This window comes from Bradyrhizobium sp. WSM4872, assembly GCF_055811715.1.
Genome location: NZ_JBVVPT010000007.1, coordinates 215,121 through 232,884 on the forward strand (window position 1 = coordinate 215,121; position 17,764 = coordinate 232,884).

At 64.8% G+C, this 17,764-nt stretch carries 14 protein-coding genes; 12 read left to right on the forward strand and 2 right to left on the reverse strand.

Annotated elements, in window-relative coordinates:
- The first annotated feature begins 36 nt into the window (after nt 1–36).
- The 6 genes from AC0L3C_RS12905 (at nt 37) to AC0L3C_RS12930 (ending at nt 6,355) form a co-directional block, all read left to right on the forward strand.
- Nucleotides 37–1,008, forward strand: coding sequence for an aliphatic sulfonate ABC transporter substrate-binding protein (locus AC0L3C_RS12905; RefSeq protein ID WP_473408145.1), 972 nt, complete (start codon nt 37–39; stop codon nt 1,006–1,008).
- Between the two features lie 228 nt (nt 1,009–1,236).
- Complete coding sequence (locus AC0L3C_RS12910) at nt 1,237–2,082, forward strand: ABC transporter permease (protein WP_473408187.1); 846 nt, start codon at nt 1,237–1,239, stop codon at nt 2,080–2,082.
- A 4-nt stretch (nt 2,083–2,086) separates the two neighbouring features.
- Nucleotides 2,087–2,872, forward strand: coding sequence for an ABC transporter ATP-binding protein (locus AC0L3C_RS12915; protein WP_473408146.1), 786 nt, complete (start codon nt 2,087–2,089; stop codon nt 2,870–2,872).
- A gap of 68 nt (nt 2,873–2,940) precedes the next feature.
- The gene (locus AC0L3C_RS12920; protein WP_473408147.1) at nt 2,941–3,450 is read left to right on the forward strand and encodes an OsmC family protein; all 510 of its coding nucleotides are present in this window, start codon (nt 2,941–2,943) and stop codon (nt 3,448–3,450) included.
- Nucleotides 3,451–3,515: 65 nt separating this feature from the next.
- On the forward strand, nt 3,516–4,319 hold the full coding sequence (locus tag AC0L3C_RS12925) for a hypothetical protein (protein WP_473408148.1): 804 nt from the start codon (nt 3,516–3,518) through the stop codon (nt 4,317–4,319).
- Between the two features lie 359 nt (nt 4,320–4,678).
- Nucleotides 4,679–6,355, forward strand: a complete 1,677-nt coding sequence (locus tag AC0L3C_RS12930) for a methyl-accepting chemotaxis protein (RefSeq protein WP_473408149.1) — start codon at nt 4,679–4,681, stop codon at nt 6,353–6,355.
- 52 nt (nt 6,356–6,407) lie between these two features.
- Here AC0L3C_RS12930 and mutS read toward each other — a convergent pair whose 3' ends face one another.
- On the reverse strand, nt 6,408–9,146 hold the full coding sequence (mutS, locus tag AC0L3C_RS12935) for a DNA mismatch repair protein MutS (RefSeq protein ID WP_473408150.1): 2,739 nt from the start codon (nt 9,144–9,146) through the stop codon (nt 6,408–6,410).
- Between the two features lie 216 nt (nt 9,147–9,362).
- Between mutS and pcaF the strand changes: the two genes are divergently transcribed.
- The 6 genes from pcaF to AC0L3C_RS12965 all read left to right on the forward strand — a co-directional run bounded on the left by pcaF (nt 9,363) and on the right by AC0L3C_RS12965 (nt 16,033).
- Entirely contained in the window at nt 9,363–10,571 is a 1,209-nt protein-coding gene (pcaF, locus tag AC0L3C_RS12940) for a 3-oxoadipyl-CoA thiolase (protein WP_473249864.1), read from the forward strand.
- Between the two features lie 152 nt (nt 10,572–10,723).
- Nucleotides 10,724–11,617: a dioxygenase family protein gene (locus tag AC0L3C_RS12945; RefSeq protein ID WP_473408151.1), complete on the forward strand. Its 894-nt coding sequence runs from the start codon at nt 10,724–10,726 to the stop codon at nt 11,615–11,617.
- Nucleotides 11,618–11,708: 91 nt separating this feature from the next.
- Entirely contained in the window at nt 11,709–12,410 is a 702-nt protein-coding gene (gene pcaH / locus AC0L3C_RS12950) for a protocatechuate 3,4-dioxygenase subunit beta (protein ID WP_473408152.1), read from the forward strand.
- Nucleotides 12,411–13,001 carry a protocatechuate 3,4-dioxygenase subunit alpha gene (pcaG, locus tag AC0L3C_RS12955; RefSeq protein WP_473408153.1) on the forward strand — a complete coding sequence of 197 codons (591 nt, stop codon included), beginning with the start codon at nt 12,411–12,413 and terminating at the stop codon, nt 12,999–13,001. It abuts the gene before it with no gap.
- 206 nt (nt 13,002–13,207) lie between these two features.
- Nucleotides 13,208–14,899, forward strand: a complete 1,692-nt coding sequence (locus AC0L3C_RS12960) for a methyl-accepting chemotaxis protein (RefSeq protein WP_473408154.1) — start codon at nt 13,208–13,210, stop codon at nt 14,897–14,899.
- Nucleotides 14,900–15,097: 198 nt separating this feature from the next.
- Nucleotides 15,098–16,033: a phosphotransferase gene (locus AC0L3C_RS12965; protein WP_473408155.1), complete on the forward strand. Its 936-nt coding sequence runs from the start codon at nt 15,098–15,100 to the stop codon at nt 16,031–16,033.
- A 162-nt stretch (nt 16,034–16,195) separates the two neighbouring features.
- Here the strand turns inward: AC0L3C_RS12965 and AC0L3C_RS12970 are convergent, their stop codons facing one another.
- Complete coding sequence (locus AC0L3C_RS12970; protein ID WP_473408156.1) at nt 16,196–17,752, reverse strand: MDR family MFS transporter; 1,557 nt, start codon at nt 17,750–17,752, stop codon at nt 16,196–16,198.
- Nucleotides 17,753–17,764: the final 12 nt, after the last annotated feature.

A 17,764-nucleotide genomic window follows, 5' to 3' on the forward strand; every position in this document is an offset into this window, starting at 1 on the left:
CATTGAAAAACAATGAAGTTTTTGAGGAGGCCGGGCATGACTAGAGTTACACGACGCATACTGCTGGCGGGAGCGGCTGCTCTCGCGGTGTCCCCTGCGGCGCGGGCGGCGGATCCGCTCAAGGAAATCCGTATCGACTGGGCGACCTATAATCCTGTGTCGATGCTCCTGAAGCAGAAGGGGCTCCTGGAAAAGGAGTTCGCCAAGGACGGCATCACCGTCACCTGGGTGCAGTCGGCCGGCTCCAACAAGGCGCTCGAATTCCTCAATGCGGGCTCGATCGATTTCGGCTCGACCGCAGGCTCGGCGGCGCTGGTCGCCCGCATCAACGGCAACCCGATCAAGTCGATCTATGTCTATTCGCGCCCCGAATGGACGGCGTTGGTGACATCAAAGGATTCCAAGATCGCCGATGTGGCCGACCTCAAGGGAAAGCGCGTCGCGGTGACGCGCGGCACCGATCCGCACATCTTCCTGGTGCGCGCGCTGCTTGGCGCAGGTCTCACCGAAAAGGACATCACGCCGGTGCTGCTCCAGCACGCCGACGGCAAGACCGCCCTGATCCGCGGCGACGTCGATGCGTGGGCCGGGCTCGATCCGATGATGGCGCAGGCCGAGATCGAGGACGGCGCGAAACTGTTCTACCGCAAGGCCGACGCCAACACTTGGGGCATCCTCAATGTGCGCGAGCAGTTCTTGAAGGACTATCCGGACGCCGCCCGCCGCGTGCTTGCCGTTTACGAGGAAGCGCGCAAATATTCGCTCGCGAACTACGACGAGCTGAAGAAGACCTTCATCGCCGTGACCAAGCTGCCGGAGCCTGTCGTCGACAAGCAGCTCAAGGAGCGCACCGAGCTTACCCACAGCCGCATCGGCGCACCGCAGCGCGAATCGATCCTCGCCGCGGGCCTCGCACTGCAACAGGCCGGCGTCGTGGACGCCAAGGTCGATGTGAAGGCAACGCTGGATGCGTTGATCGACGATCGGGTGCCGCTGCCGACGAACTAAAGGCAGGCGCGCGGCAAACTCGGTCGTCGTCCCGGGGCGCGAAGCGAGCCCTGGATCCATAACCAGAGGAGCAGTCTGGGCCAACGGGCAACTCCGAGTCCCCGTAACCAGTTCGCCCCGTGGTTATGGTCCCGGATCTGCGCTCCGCTCCGCTGCGCTTGTCCGGGACGACGGCTGAGAATGCCGCGCGCTCTTGCAATCTCGCACAAGACGCGCTTCCTACCGGCCATGATCTCCGACGCGCCAGTCCTGCAGCAGACTACGGAACCGGCCGAAAGCGCCGCCGCGCCTTCGTGGTTGTCGCGTTATGCGCGTCCATTGCTGGGCGTGTTGCTGCCGCTCACCCTCGCGCTCGGTTGGGAGTTCCTGGTCTGGCTCGGCTGGTCCAACGGCCGGCTGGTGCCGCCGCCCTCGCGCGTGTTCGCCACCATCGTTGATCTTGCCCGCTCCGGCGAATTGGTCCGTCACATTGCCGCAACGCTGTGGCGTGTCGGCCTCGGCTTTGCGTTCGGCGTGGTCGCGGGCACCTTGCTCGGCGCCATATCCGGCTATTGGTCGCTGGCGCGGCGGCTGCTCGATCCAACCGTGCAGGCGCTGCGCGCAATTCCATCGCTGGCCTGGGTGCCGCTGTTCATCCTCTGGCTCGGCATCTTCGAGACCTCGAAGATCGCGCTGATCGCGGTCGGCGTGTTCTTCCCGGTCTATCTCGGCGTGATGGGCGCGATCCTCATCGTCGATCGCAAGATCGTCGAGGTCGGTCGCACCTTCCGTCTGTCCGGACCTGCCATGATCCGCCGGATCCTGCTGCCCGCGGTGCTGCCGGCCTATGTCGTGTCCTTGCGCGTCGGTCTTGGTCTGGGTTGGATGTTCGTGGTGGCGGCCGAGCTGATCGGCGCCTCCGAAGGCCTCGGCTATCTCCTGCTCGACGGCCAGCAGCTCGGCAAGCCCGCGCAGATCCTCGCTGCCATCGTGATCTTCGCGATTCTCGGCAAGCTCACGGATTGGGTGATCGAGATCGCGGCTGCGCCCTTCCTGCGCTGGCAGGACGCCTTCGGGCGTACGACGGGAGCATAAGGCGATGCTGGCGCTCGACCGGGTCAGCAAGACCTATCCCAACGGCGTGCAGGCGCTGGCGCGCTTTTCCGCCGAGATCAGGCAAGGCGAGATCGTCGCCATCATCGGCGGCTCGGGCTGCGGCAAGTCCACGCTGCTGCGCGCCATCGCCGGCCTCGACCGCGCAAGCTCGGGCACGGTGACGCTCGACAGCGAGGCGATCGCCTCGCCGCATGCCAAGATCGGCATCATCTTCCAGGAGCCGCGCCTGCTGCCCTGGCTCAGCGTCGCCGACAATATCGGCTTTGGTCTTGCCGATGGGCCCGCGACCGAGCGGCGTGAAAAGGTGGCGCGTGCGCTCGAGCGTGTCGGGCTCGCCGAGAAGGCGCAGGCCTGGCCTCGCGAGCTCTCGGGCGGGCAGGCACAGCGCGTCGCGATCGCCCGCGCACTGGTGCCGCAGCCCGAGGTGCTCTTGCTCGACGAACCGTTTTCGGCGCTCGATGCCTTCACCCGCAGGGACCTCCAGGATCATCTGCTCGACCTCTGGGCCGACACGCGGCCGACGCTCATCCTCGTCACCCATGATGTCGACGAGGCCGTGGTGCTGGCTGACCGCGTGCTGGTCATGCGGCCGCGGCCGGGCCGGCTGTTCGACCAGATCGAGATCAATCTCGGCCGGCCACGCGACCGCAATTCGCCGCTGTTCGAGAATTTCAAGCGAAGTGTGCTGACGTCACTCGACCGTTCGCTCGACCGCAGCGTGCCCGACCGTGACGCAACCCAGGGTCCCGGTCAGGCCATGTGGTGGTGACAATTTCTCTCCCAGCCGGTACATCGCAATCCGGCACTTCGTAGAGACGATTTCCCGGGAGAGACAAAATGGACGCCGCAGCACTGCGCCAGATGCAGGCCCCGATCAAGGAGCGCTACAAGACCGACCCCAAGACCGCGATGATCACGTTGAAGGCCAAGGGCTCGACCGACAGCGAAGGCATCGCCTGCAAGATCGAGACCGGCCGCGCCATCGCAATGGCTGGATTGCATCCCGCAACCGGCGGCTCCGGCCTCGAGCTCTGCTCCGGCGACATGCTGCTCGAGGCGCTGGTCGCCTGCGCCGGGGTCACGTTGAAATCGGTCGCGACCGCGATCGAGGTGCCCTTGAAGACCGGCAACGTCTACGCCGAGGGCGATCTCGATTTCCGCGGCACGCTCGGCGTCGACAAGGAGACGCCGGTCGGTTTCGCCGAGATCCGTCTGCGCTTCGAGGTCGACACTGATGCGCCGCAAGACAAGCTCGACCTGCTGCTCAAGCTCACCGAGCGCTATTGCGTGGTCTATCAGACCATCAAGAACGGTCCGAAGGTCTCGGTCTCGATGCAGCGGATGTAGCGAGCGAAGGCCGCTCGCCCAACAATCGTGTCGTCTCGGCGAAGCCCGGGACGACAAAAGAAAAAATGTCCCCCGAGCTCCACTTCATCCTCATCCTCGTTCTGCGCATGATGGTCGCGGCGGCGTTCGTCGTGACGGCCTCGATCATCACCGAGCGCTCAGGGCCGGTGATCGGCGCGCTGGTCGCGACTTTGCCGGTTTCAGCCGGACCATCCTACGTCTTCCTCGCGCTCGACCACGATGCTGGCTTCATCGCGGAGGGTGCGCTCGCAAGCCTGCCGGTCAACGCCGCGACGATCTTCATGTGCCTCACCTATGTGGTGCTGGCACAGCGGCGCAGCCTTCTGGTGAGTTGCGGAAGCGCGGTCGCGGTCTGGATCGTGTTCGCATCGATCATCAAGCAGTTCGATTGGCCGCTCACCGCCGGGCTCGCCGCCAATCTGATCGCGTTCGGCATCTGCATTCCGCTGCTCGCGGGCTATCGCCACGTCAAGATGCCGCTGGTGACGCGGCGCTGGTACGACGTGCCAATGCGGGCTGCACTGGTCGCGACCCTGGTCGCCATCGTCGTCTCGACCTCGGGCTGGGTTGGTCCCCGGATCAGCGGCATCATCGCGCTGTATCCCGTGGTGTTTTCCAGCATCATGGTGATCCTGCATCCGCGCATCGGCGGTCCGCCCACCGCCGCGGTGCTGGCCAATTCGGCCTGGGGTCTGCTCGGATTCGGAATGGCGATCGCGGTGTTGCACGTCGCGGTGGTGTGGTTCGGCTCCGCTATCGGACTCTCTGTCGCGCTTGGCACTTGCGTGACCTGGAATCTGACGCTGTGGTGGATGGGCCGGCGGAAGCTTCGAGGCAACGAGGCCTGACAACATCGTCGCGCAGACTTTTCAAGGCAAGCCGCAGGTCACCCGGAGTACTACGGTGGTGGGCTGACGCGTGGCGGCAATTGAGCCTGCAGTGCACTTTTCATCCTTGCCAGGCATCGTTGCCCCGCTAAGTCATTGAATGATCATTCATCTGCCGATGCGTCGGCGCCCAGGTGCAGGTTTTTTTCGAGCGTTCTTCAATCACTCGCGCGTGCCATTTATCGATAGCTTAGTTAGCGGTTTGTTTCAGCTTGCGTCCTATACCTGGACTCGTTGGCGTCCAGTTTAGCATTCAACGCCATTTTTTTTCGGCCATCGGTCCATGGCACCGAGCACAACCAGATCAATTTGGAGGGACCATGTTCAAGCGCAAGTCGAATAGCGGTGCATTGGTTATGATGGCTGCAAAGGCCGTGAGCGCCAACCTGATGGTGGCCGACAACGACCTGAACATCGTCTACATGAATGATGCGGTGACAGACCTGCTGCGCGCGGCTGAGCCCGACCTCAAGAAAGAGCTGCCCCACTTCAACGTGGCGACGCTCGTTGGAACTAACATCGATGTGTTTCATAAGAATCCCCAGCATCAGCGCAAGATGCTAGCGAGCCTCAGCGCGGTGCATCGTGCGATGATCCAGGTTGGTGGCCACAAATTCGACCTCGTCGCGACACCGCTGAAGAACGAAGACGGCAGCCGGGCCGGAACTGTCGTGGAATGGTCCGATGCTTCGATCCGCCTTCAGAACCTCGACTTCGGAGGACAGGTTGCGGCCGCGAACCGCTCACAGGCGGTCATCGAGTTCGCGATGGATGGCACGGTCCTCACCGCCAACGAGAATTTCCTGCGTACGCTCGGATACACGATGAACGAGATCCAGGGCAAACATCACAGCATGTTCGTTCCGTCTGTCGAACGCGAAAGCCCGGCCTATCGCGAGTTCTGGGCTGCGCTCAACCGCGGCGAATATCAGGTCGCCGAATACAAGCGGATCGGCAAGGGAGCCAAGGAAGTCTGGATCCAAGCATCATACAATCCCGTTTTCGACGAGAAGGGCAGGCCCACCAAGGTGGTGAAGTTCGCGACCGACGTCACTGAACAGAAGCTCAGGAATGCCGACCTTGCGGGCCAGATCGCGGCGATCGACAAGGCGCAGGCGGTGATCGAGTTCAACATGGACGGTACGATCATCACCGCCAACGCCAATTTCCTCGGCGCGGTCGGCTATTCGCTGGCCGAGATCAAGGGCAAGCACCACAGCATGTTCGTCGAGCCGTCGGAGCGCGATGGCAATGGCTATCGCGAGTTCTGGGCGGCGCTCAACCGCGGTCAGTACCAGGCGGCCGAATACAAGCGTCTCGGCAAGGGCGGCAGGGAGGTCTATATCCAGGCCTCCTACAACCCGATCATGGATCTCAATGGCAAGCCGTTCAAGGTCGTGAAATATGCGACCGACGTCACGAAGCAGGTGCTGGTCCGCATGGGCAACGAGCGCGTCCGCGGCATGATGGAATCGGTCGCCGCGGGTTCGGAGGAACTGAACGCCTCGGTGCGGGAGATTTCCGAGGCCATGACCAAATCGCGCGAGACCGCGATGAGCGCAGTGGAGCAGGTCGCGTCCGCTGATGCCCAGGCCCAGCGCCTCACTGAAGCGGCGCTGGCGATGAGCGGGATCGTCGAGCTCATCAACAACATCACCGGGCAGATCAATCTCCTGGCGCTCAACGCCACCATCGAATCCGCCCGCGCTGGCGAAGCCGGCCGCGGCTTCGCCGTAGTTGCTTCCGAAGTGAAGAGCCTCGCCAATCAGGCCAAGCAGGCCACCGACAAGATTGGTGCCGAGATCGGCAGTCTCAACGGCATCTCCGGCGACGTCGTGAGCGCGCTCGGCTCGATCAAGACGGCCATCAGCAACGTCAGCGAATATGTGACGTCGACGGCCGCGGCAATCGAAGAGCAGAGCACGGTGACCAACGAGATGTCGACCAGCATGCAGCGCGCCGCCGCAGAAGCGGCGGCGATCGCGGCGAGGGCGTAACGGTCAGAGGCGTAGGGTGGATTAGCGCAGCGTAAGCCACCCTACGGCACCTTCACTGCTTCGGCAGCTTGGCCTTCAAGGCATACAGCGCATCGAGCGCTTCGCGTGGCGACATCTCGTCCGGATGCAGCGCCTTCACCGCGGCCATCAGCAGTTCGGCCTCGCTCGGCGGAGCGGCTTCTGCGGCGGCGCGCGAGGGCACTGCGAACAGCGGCAGATCGTCGGCGAGCGCGCGCGCGGTCTGACCGCGGTCCTGGGCTTCCAGCTTCGCCAGTACCGATTTGGCGCGCGTGATCACGGCCGGCGGCAGGCCCGCGAGCTTGGCGACCTGAATGCCGTAAGAGCGATCGGCCGAACCCGGCAACACCTCGTGCAGGAACACGACGTTGCCCTGCCATTCCTTCACTCGCACGGTCGCGTTGAACATGCGCGGCAGTTTGGCAGAGAGCGCCGTCAGCTCGTGATAATGCGTCGCGAACAGCGTGCGGCAGCGGTTGCTCTCGTGCAGGTGCTCGATTGCGGCCCAGGCGATCGAGAGACCGTCGAAGGTCGCGGTGCCGCGGCCGATTTCATCGAGGATCACGAGCGCGCGCTCGCCGGCCTGGTTGAGGATCGCGGCGGTCTCGACCATCTCGACCATGAAGGTGGAACGGCCGCGGGCGAGATCGTCGGCGGCGCCGACACGCGAGAACAGGCGGTCGATGATGCCGATCCGCGCGCGTGTCGCCGGCACGAAACTTCCGATTTGAGCAAGAAGAGCAATCAGCGCGTTCTGGCGCAGGAAGGTCGATTTACCGGCCATGTTCGGACCGGTCAGCAACCAGAGCTGGCCGGAGTTTTGCGCAGGGCCTGGCGAGAGATCGCAGGCATTGGCGATGAACGGCTCGCCATTGCGCTTCAAGGCCTGCTCGACCACCGGATGGCGGCCGGCCTCGATGGCAAAGCCGAGAGACGAGTCCACCTCGGGCCGCACATAGTTCTCGTCGATCGCCAGCTTGGCCAGCGACGTCGCGACGTCGAGCAGCGCAAAGGCGTGAGCGGCGGCGCGCAGATCCTCGCTGATTGCCAACGCCTTCGCGCAGAGCCGCTCGAAAATATCGAGCTCGAGCCCGAGTGCGCGGTCGCCGGCATTGGCGATCTTGGCTTCGATCTCCCCGAGTTCCGAGGTGGTGAAGCGGACCTGGCCGGCCAGCGTCTGACGGTGGATGAAGGTTGCGTTCAGCGGCGCCGACATCAGCTTGTCGCCGTGCTGCGCGGTGACCTCGACGAAATAGCCGAGCACGTTGTTGTGCCGGATCTTGAGACCCTTCACACCCGCGTTGTCGGCATAGCGCGCCTGCATCGAGGCCACCACCAGGCGTGAGGCGTCGCGCAGGTTCCGCGTTTCGTCCAGCGCAGGCTCATAGCCCTGGCGAACGAACCCGCCGTCGCGCTTGATCAGCGGCAGTTGATCGTCGAGCGCCTTGGCGAATTCCGCCGCGAGCCCGCGCGATGGCCTTTGCAGCGCCGCCATCACCACGGCGATCTCCTGCGGCGGCTGGTCGAGTTCATCAAGCCGCGTCAGCACCTGGTCGGCGGCGATGATGCCGTCGCGCAGGCCGGCGAGGTCGCGTGGCCCGCCACGGCCGACGGAGATACGGGCCAGCGCCCGCGACATGTCCGGGGCGCCGCGCAGGATGCTGCGGATGTCCTCGCGCGCGGCGGAGTCGGCAACGAAGCTGCCGATGGCATCGAGCCGCCGCGCAATCGCCGCCGCATCGGTCAGCGGCGCGGCAAGCCGCTGCGCCAGCAGGCGCGAGCCGGCCGAGGTCACCGTGCTGTCGATCGCATCGAGTAGCGAGCCGCGGCGTTCGCCGGCCAGCGTCCGCGTCAGTTCGAGATTGGCGCGCGTCGCCGGATCGATCGCCATGGTCGCACCCGAGGCTTCGCGCGCTGGCGGCGACAGCGGCGGATGCTTGCCGACTTGGGTGCGGTCAACATAGGTGACGGCGGCGGCGGCAGCAGTGGCTTCCAGCCGCGTGAGCTGCGACAGTCCGTCCATGGTCGCGACGGCAAAATAGTCGCACAGCCGCTTCTCGGCGGTGGCGCCGTCGAAGACGTCGCGGGTCAGCGGCGTCACCGCCGGCAGCTCGCGCAGGGTTTGTCCGAGCTCGCTATCGTTATAGAGCGCGTCGGTGACGATCACCTCGTTCGGATTGATGCGCGCCAGCGTCGCGGCGAGTTCGCCGCCCGAACATTCCGTCACCGTGAACTCGGCGGTCGAGATGTCGATCCAGGCGAGGCCGAAGCGGTCACCGCCCGCCGATGAGCGCGCGCGCGCGAGCGCCAGCAGGTAATTGTTGGCGCGCGCGTCGAGCAGCGTGTCCTCGGTCAGCGTGCCCGGCGTGACCAGGCGCACCACGCCGCGGCGCACGACGCTCTTGTTGCCGCGCGCCCTGGCGGCGGCGGGATCCTCGGTCTGCTCGCACACCGCGACCCGGTGGCCGGCGGTGATCAGCCGGTGCAGATAATCCTCGGAGCGCTCGACCGGCACGCCGCACATCGGGATATCGGCGCCCTGATGTTTGCCGCGCTTGGTCAGGACGATGCCGAGTGTCCTGGAGGCGATCTCTGCGTCCTCGAAGAACAGTTCGTAAAAGTCGCCCATCCGGTAGAACAGCAAGAGACCCTGATGCGCCGCCTTGATTTCAAGGTACTGTTCCATCATCGGGGTCACGCGCGCGGCAGCTTCCGCCTGCGGCGCGGGCGTATCGTCGGGGGGCAGGACAGGGATCGGCTGTTGCATTGTCATGGGCGGCGCAACCTACAAAATTTCACCCCGCGCTCCTATCGCTTTGGCCGCGGAGGGGAGGTTTTCCACGTTGTCCGCACCGCGACATGCGCAACTCGCCTGCGCACCCCTCGGAACACGCGCGCATCGGTCAATTGACCTGCCGCGGGCGCCCTCCTAAAACTTCGTCGACATTGAAGAATTTAGGCCGGATCGCGGCATTCAGGGAGAACAACGATGCGTGACGTCTTTATCTGCGATGCCGTGCGGACCCCGATCGGCCGTTTTGGCGGCTCGCTCGCCAAGGTGCGTGCCGACGACCTGGCGGCGGCCCCGATCAAGGCTCTGATGGCCAAGCACCCCAATCTTGATTGGGCTGAGGTCGACGAGGTCTTCTTCGGCTGTGCCAACCAGGCCGGCGAGGACAACCGCAACGTGGCACGCATGGCGCTCCTGCTTGCGGGCCTGCCGGATTCGGTTCCGGGCCAGACCCTGAACCGGCTCTGTGCCTCCGGCCTCGATGCGGTCGGTGCCGCCGGCCGCGCCATCCGCTCCGGCGAGATCGAGCTTGCGATTGCCGGCGGCGTCGAATCCATGACGCGCGCGCCCTTCGTGATGGGCAAGGCGCAGGAAGCGTTCTCGCGCTCGGCTGAGATCTTCGACACCACGATCGGCTGGCGCTTCATCAATCCGCTGCTGAAGGCGCAGTATGGCGTCGACGCGATGCCCGAGACCGGCGAGAACGTCGCCGAGGAATTCCAGGTCTCCCGCGCCGATCAGGACGCGTTCGCGATCCGCTCGCAGCAGCGCGCGGGCGCCGCGATCGCGGCCGGCTATTTCGCCGAAGAAATCACCCCGATCACCATTCCGGGCGGCAAGGCCGGCCCTGTCATCGTCGACAAGGACGAGCATCCGCGCCCCGAGACCACGCTGGAAGCGCTGACCAAGCTCAGGCCGATCGTGCGCAATCCCGGCACGGTGACCGCCGGCAACGCCTCCGGCGTCAACGACGGCGCCGCCGCGATGATCCTGGCGTCCGAGGCCGCCGTGAAGAAGCACGGCCTGACGCCCCGCGCGCGCATCCTCGGCCTCGCATCGGCCGGCGTGCCGCCGCGCATCATGGGCATCGGCCCGGTGCCGGCCACCCGCAAGCTGATGGCGCGTCTCGGCAAGAAGATCAGCGATTTCGACCTGATCGAGCTCAACGAAGCGTTCGCCTCGCAGGGTATCGCCTGCATGCGCCAGCTCGGCGTTGCCGACGATGCCGATTTCGTCAATCCGCATGGCGGTGCGATCGCGCTCGGTCATCCCCTCGGCATGAGCGGCGCGCGCCTCGCGCTCACCGCGGTGCACGGCATGGAAAAGCGCGGCGGCAAGCTGGCGCTCGCCACCATGTGCGTCGGCGTCGGTCAGGGCGTGGCTGTCGCGATCGAGAAGCTGAACTGACCGGATGCGTGGCGTTCCGTCATCCCGGAACCGGGTGCCCAGACTCGTCATGCCCGGGCTTGTCCCGGGCATCCACGTTCTTGTGCCGCGAGAAGAAGGTCGTGGATGGCCGGGACAAGCCCGGCCATGACGCAAGGTGAGGGGAGCATCCCATGATTATCGCGCGCGAGCAGGACGTCACGGCCGCGGCATTGGCGGTGATGGAGCGGACGTCAGATCCGCGGCTGCGCCAGATCATGACCTCTCTGGTCAAGCACCTGCATGCCTTCGTCCGCGACGTTCGCCTGACCGAGAAGGAATTCCGCGACGCCACGGCTGTGATCGCCGAACTCGGCAAGCTCTCGACCGACACGCACAACGAGGTCGTGCTGATGGCAGGCTCGCTCGGCGTCTCGCCGCTGGTGTGCCTGCTCAACAATGGTGATCAGGGTAACACGGAAACCGACCAGTCGCTGCTCGGACCATTCTGGCGGCTGAACTCGCCGCGGGTGGAAAATGGCGGATCGATCGTTCGCTCCGAGACCCCTGGCGCGCCGCTGTTCGTCAACGGCCGCGTCGTGGACAAGGACGGTCGCCCCGTCGCCGGCGCCGAGGTCGACGTCTGGCACGCATCGCCGGTTGGTCTCTATGAAAACCAGGACCCTGAGCAGGCCGACATGAACCTGCGCGGCAAGTTTACGACCGACCAGGACGGAGCCTTCTCGTTCCGCTCCGTGATGATGGTCGGCTATCCCATCCCGACCGACGGTGTGGTCGGCCGCCTCCTGGAGGCGCAGAGCCGGCATCCCTATCGTCCCGCGCACCTGCACGCCCTGGTTTTCAAACCCGGATTCAAGGTGCTGATCTCGCAGGTCTACGACCCCGCCGATCCGCATATCGATAGCGACGTGCAGTTCGGCGTGACCAAGGCGCTGCTCGGCAAGTTCCTGCGCCATGACACACCGCACCCAACCGGGCGCGACGTCGCGACGCCCTGGTATTCGCTCGACCATGTCTACCGGCTCGAAGCCGGCGAGGCCGTCCTGCCGCGTCCGCCGATCAAATAGGGCTCAAAGCCGCTTCCCCCAATTAGTTATATCCTATAATGATTGGCGGAAACGTTGACCGGTCGGAAAAGGGCCGGGGAGGAGTTCGCCAATGACATTCATCTATCCCGTCGACAGCAACATGGCGCATCCGCTGCCGCTGTCGCCCGAGTACAAGAGCTCGATCAAGCGCGCGCCGAACAAGCCCTTGATCCCGATGCGCCATACGCTCTCGGAGCTGACCGGCCCGGTCTACGGCCACGAGACCGTGCGCGAGGGCGACAACGACCTCACCACCCAACACACCGGCGAGCCGCTCGGCGAACGCATCATCGTGCACGGCCATGTGCGCGACGAGGACGGCCGCGGCGTGCCGAGTTCGCTGGTCGAGATCTGGCAGGCCAATTCCTGCGGCCGTTACGTTCACGTCCGCGACCAGCATCCGGCGCCGCTGGATCCGAACTTTACGGGCGCCGGCCGCACCGTGAGCGACGCCTACGGTTACTATCGCTTTGTCACGATCAAGCCTGGCGCCTATCCCTGGGGCAACCATCACAACGCCTGGCGTCCCGCCCACATCCATCTCTCGGTGTTCGGCCATTCCTTTGTCACGCGTCTCGTGACGCAGATGTACTTCCCGGCCGATCCGCTATTCCCGTTCGATCCGATCTTCAATTCGGTACCGGACGAGAAGGCGCGGGCGCGGATGGTGTCGTCGTTCGATCTCGAGAACACCCAGCCCGAATGGGCGCTGTGTTATCGCTTTGACATCGTGCTGCGCGGCAAGAACGCCACCCCTATGGAGAACCATTAAGTGCAGGACAATGGGATCACGCCGTCGCAGACCGTCGGCCCGTTCTTCAAATACGGCCTGACGCCGACCGGCGAGTATGCCTGGAACGATGCGTTCAGCAACTCGACCCTGACGCCCGACGTCACCGGCGATCGTGTCCGGATCGAGGGCCGCGTGTTCGACGGCGATGGCGTCGTTGTGCCCGATGTCATGCTGGAGATCTGGCAGGCCAATGCGCAGGGGCGCTTCGCCGATCCGCAGGACAAGCGCGCGCTGCCGAATGCGAGCTTCCGTGGCTTTGCCCGCTGCGGCACCGACAAGGACGGCAATTATTCCTTTGAAACCATCAAGCCGGGCGCGGTGCCCGATCCCGACGGCAAGCCGCAGGCGCCGCATATCCTGCTTGCGGTGTTTGGCCGCGGCATGCTGCGACATCTCTACACCCGCATCTATTTCAACGACGAGGCCGGCAATGCCGCCGATCCCGTGCTGGCGGTGGTGCCGGCCGACCGCCGCGCTACGCTGACCGCCGTGCGCGAGGCCGGCAAGCCGGTTTACCGGCTCGACCTGCGGCTTCAGGGCGACAACGAAACGGTGTTTTTCGACGTGTGAATCCAGCGTCGTCCCGGGCAGGCCGAGCGCCGATCCGGGACGACAGCGGAGGACGGGCCTGATTTCGCTGCCCAAAACCGTTCACCTGACGCCGTTTCCCGTATTTTTTCGGAGTTCGCGCGATGCAATTTCCGCGCGATGCAATCCCGTGTTTACCGTAATCCTCTAGGGTCCGTGGGATTCGGCGCGGCCCATTGGATTGTTCCATGAAAATTCGCCTTTCACTTTCTTCGGCAATCATTGCTTTCGGCATCGTTCTGGCGATCGGTTTCACCGCCGTGGTCTCCACCAGCCTTTACGCCTTGAAAGAGCTCAAGGTCGGCGGCCCGCTCTATTCCGACATCAAGCTGGGCAATGACCTCATCGCCGACATCCTGCCGCCGCCGGAATATGTGATCGAGGCCTATCTCGAGGCCACGCTCGCCATGCGCGAGCCTGACCAGCTGGCGGCCCATGGCGAGCGCCTGGTCCAGCTCCGCAAGGACTACGACGAGCGCAAGGCATTCTGGGTCACCTCCAGCCTCTCGGCCGACCTGAAGACGGCCCTGGTGTCGAAATCGGACGCCGAGGTGCAGAAGTTCTGGAAGCTGTTGTCCGACCAGCTCCTCCCCGCGCTCAAGGCCAAGGACACGGCCGCCTCCGAGCGCGCCTACGCGCAGCTCAAGGACGCCTACACCGCGCACCGCGCCGTCATCGACAGCATCGTCGAGAGCGCCAACAAGCAGAATGCCGACATGGAGAAGCTCGCCGCGGACCGCGACAGCTCCATGCTTTATATCCTCCTCGGCGTCTCCGCCGCCGTCCTCGCCTTCATTGCGGCGGGCCTGCTCGGCGTCGCGCTCGGCGTGATGCGTCCGATCGTGCGTATGACCAGCACGATGCAAAAGCTCGCGACCGGCGATCTCGCCGCCGACATTCCTTTCGCGCACCGGCGGGACGAGGTCGGCTCGATGGCGGGCGCGCTCCTGGTGTTCAAGCAGGCGGCGGTCGAGAATTCCCGCCTGCGCGAGGAGCAGTTGCAGAAGGAGCAGGAGGCGGCGCTCGCCAAGCGCGGGGCCCTGCACCAGATGGCCGAAACCGTCGAGCGCGAGACCGGCCGCTCGGTCGACACCGCGAGCGCGGCGACGCAAGGCGTGGAGCGTGCCGCCTCCAGTCTGTCCGAGATCGCAAAGTCGCTCTCGACACAGTCGCAGGCGGTCGCAGCCGCCTCCACCCAGGCCCTCGGCAGCTCGCAGACCGTCTCGGCCGCAGCTGAAGAACTCAGTGCTTCGATCCGCGAGATCGCAACACAGGTCGCGCGGACCAGCACGGTTACAAAATCGGCGGTCGCCGGTCGGGAACAGGCGCGCTCGACCATCCAGACGCTGGCCGGATCAGTGAAGAAGATCGCCGAGGTCTCCGACCTCATCGGCGGCATCGCCGGCCAGACCAATCTGCTGGCACTCAACGCCACGATCGAGGCGGCGCGCGCCGGGGAGGCCGGCCGTGGCTTCGCGGTGGTCGCCGCCGAAGTGAAATCCCTGTCCGACCAGACCGCCAAATCCACCGAGGAGATCGCGCGGCTGATTGCCGAGATTCAGGCCTCGACGCAGGCCGCGGTCGACGCCGTCGAAACCATGGGAGGCCACATCGTCGAGATTGACGGCGTCGCCACCTCGGTTGCCGCCGCGATGGAAGAGCAGGACGCCGCGACGCGAGAGATCACGCGGTCGATCTCCGAATCGGCTTCCGCGGCCAAGGAGGTCTCGGCCAAGATCGGTGATGTCAGCCGCGACGCCGCCTCCGTGAACGAGCGCGCCGCGGAGGTCAGACAGGCGATCGCCGGCATGGCAGCCAATCTCGAACAGCTCCGGTCGGTCGTGGTCCGGACGGTGCGCGACTCGACCGCCGCGGCTTAGGCCGGCATAAGGGGGCGTTGGTGCGTGAGGCGTGATCGTGCGGTATAGCGCGGGACAGGGGCATCGTGGTTCATGGCAACTCCACAATTGCCGGCGGTCGTTGAGCCCGCCCGACTGACGGCTGCACTACGCAGGGGTGGCGTACTGGACGCTGGCGCTGTGCGCGAGGTGAAGGTCCTGCACCAGCGCGAGACAGTCGTGTCACAGATCATTCGCCTCGGCCTGCGTTATGTCGGGGAATCCGCCGGTGCGCCGCAATCTCTGATCCTGAAGACTGCCAATTCCGACTTCGCCAAGACGCTTGCAGATGCTGGTCGACAGGAAGTGGCTTTCTACACGCAGCTTGGGCCAAGCATGCCGCAAGGGCTCGCGCCGCGCTGCTTCGACGGGAGTTTCGACGAGGAGAGCCTCGATTGGCACCTGCTGCTTGAGGATCTCACCGACAGCCACGAGATCGCGACCAAATGGCCGCTGCCGCCGTCGCGTGAGCAGGCGGTGGCGATCGTCACGACGCTGGCACGCTGGCATGCGGCGTGGTGGGACCATCCTGGTCTGGGTGATACCGTCGGCACTTGGGCGAGCCCCGAGGACCGCATGCAGCACATGGAGACCTTCGCCGGCCATTACGATCGTTTTGCCGATCTGCTCGGCGACCGCCTCGGCGAAGAGCGCCGCATCCTCTACCGCCGCCTGATCGAGCACTCGGCCCGGCTATCCCAGCGCTATCATTCGCGACGTCACATCAGCATTGCCCATGGTGATGCCCATATCTGGAATTTCCTGCTGCCGCGCCCCGGCGTCGCGGATACCGCGCGCATCTTCGATTTCGACCAGTGGCGCATCAACGTGCCTACGAGTGACCTCGCCTACATGATGGCGATGCAGTGGTATCCGGACCGCAGGCAGATGCTCGAGCGGCCGCTGCTCAACCTTTATCACGAGACGCTGATCGCCAGCGGTGTCAGCGGCTACACGCGCGGTGCGCTCGACCAGGACTATCGCCTGTCTGTGCTTTGGCACATCACGAGGCCGGTCTGGCAATGGAGCATCAACCTCCCGCCGTTGATCTGGTGGAATAATCTGGAGCGTGTGATGATGGCGGTCGAGGATCTGGGCTGCGAGGAGCTTTTGTAACTGCTCGCGCCACAAAACCGCTGTCGTCCCGGCGAAGGCCGGGACCCATACCGCGAGGTCTATCGGTCTCGAACGATGTTCGTCCCGAACGAAGATCATTCCCGGTCTTCGTCAAACTGCGCTCTGTGGTAATGGGTCCCGGCCTTCGCCGGGACGACGGCGTTACTCCATCACCGCGTGCTCCGGCCCGGCCGCCTGCTTGCGCAGGGTGGCCTTGGTCGAGCCGATCAGCAGGGCGAGCGGGATGGTGCAGAGGATGAAGAACATCACCAGCTGGTAGTCGTGCGCGAAGGCGATGATCTGCGCCTGCACGCTGACCATGCGATCGGCCATGGCACGGCCGGCGTCGGTGGAGAGATTGATCATGCCGCTGACGCTGGGCATCTGGAGCGCGTGGTTGAACGGGTTGATGTGCTCGGACAGGATCGCGTAGGTCCGCTGCGTGCCCTGCGTCAGCTGGGCGATGACGACGGAAATGCCGACCGAGCTCGCGACGTTACGCATCAGGGTCAGCATCGCGGTGCCGTCGGTGCGCAGCTCGTTCGACAAGGTCAGGAACGCCACCGTCGATAGCGGCACGAAGACGAGGCCGAAGCCGAAGCCCTGGATGACGCTGACGGTCACGATCTCCGGCACCTGGGTCAAATCGGTCCAGCCGGTCATCTGGAACAGCGAGCCCGCGGTCAGCGTCAGGCCCGTGATGATCAGCGTGCGGGCCTCTACATAACGCATCATGCGGCCGACCAGCATCATGGCGAAGAAGGTGCCGAATCCACGGCTCGCCAGCAGCAGGCCCGCGGTGATGATGGGATAGCCGATCACGTTCTGCATGTAGGGCGAGGCCAGCGCCATGGTCGAGAACAGCACGAGCCCCATCACGACCATGAACATGCAGCCGGTGACGAAGTTGCGATCCCTGAAGAGCGCGAAGCGGATGAACGGCGTCGAGGTCGTGAAGGAGTGCGCAATGAAGAAATAGAAGGCGACGGCCGAGACGATGAACTCCGCAAGGATCTCACCCGATTCGAGCCAGCCCAATTGCTCGCCGCGGTCGAGCGCGAGCTGAAGCGAGCCGATTGCGACCGCCAGCGCCGCGAAGCCGAACCAATCGAACTTGAGACTGAGATCCTTCCGGGTCTCGTCCATGAAGATGATCAGCCCGATCACGGTAATGGCGCCGAACGGCAGATTGACGAAGAACACCCAGTGCCAGGAATAAGTCTCGGTCAGCCAGGCGCCGAGCGAGGGACCCATGATCGGTCCCATCATCACGCCCATGCCCCAGATCGACATGGCCTTGGCGCGTTCCTGGAGCGTGTAATAGTCGAGCATCACCGATTGCGACAACGGCACCAGGGCCGCGCCGAACACGCCCTGCAGCAGGCGAAACAGCACCATCTGGTTGATGTCCTGCGCAAGCCCGCACAGCACCGATGCCATGGTGAAGCCGGCCGAGCAGATGATGAAGATGCGCTTGCGGCCGAAGCGGTTGGCGATCCAGCCCACCGGTGCCGTCATGATCGCGGCGGCGACGATGTAGGAGGTCAGCACCCAGTTGATCTGGTCCTGCGAGGCCGACAGAGTGCCCTGCATGTAGGGCAGGGCGACGTTGGCGATGGTGGTGTCCAGCGCCTGCATGATGGTTGCCGTCATGGCGCAGATCGTCACCATGTTCCGGCGCAGGCCGGGAACCATCAAATGGGCATTGGGGCCGGACATCGGATCAGTCCC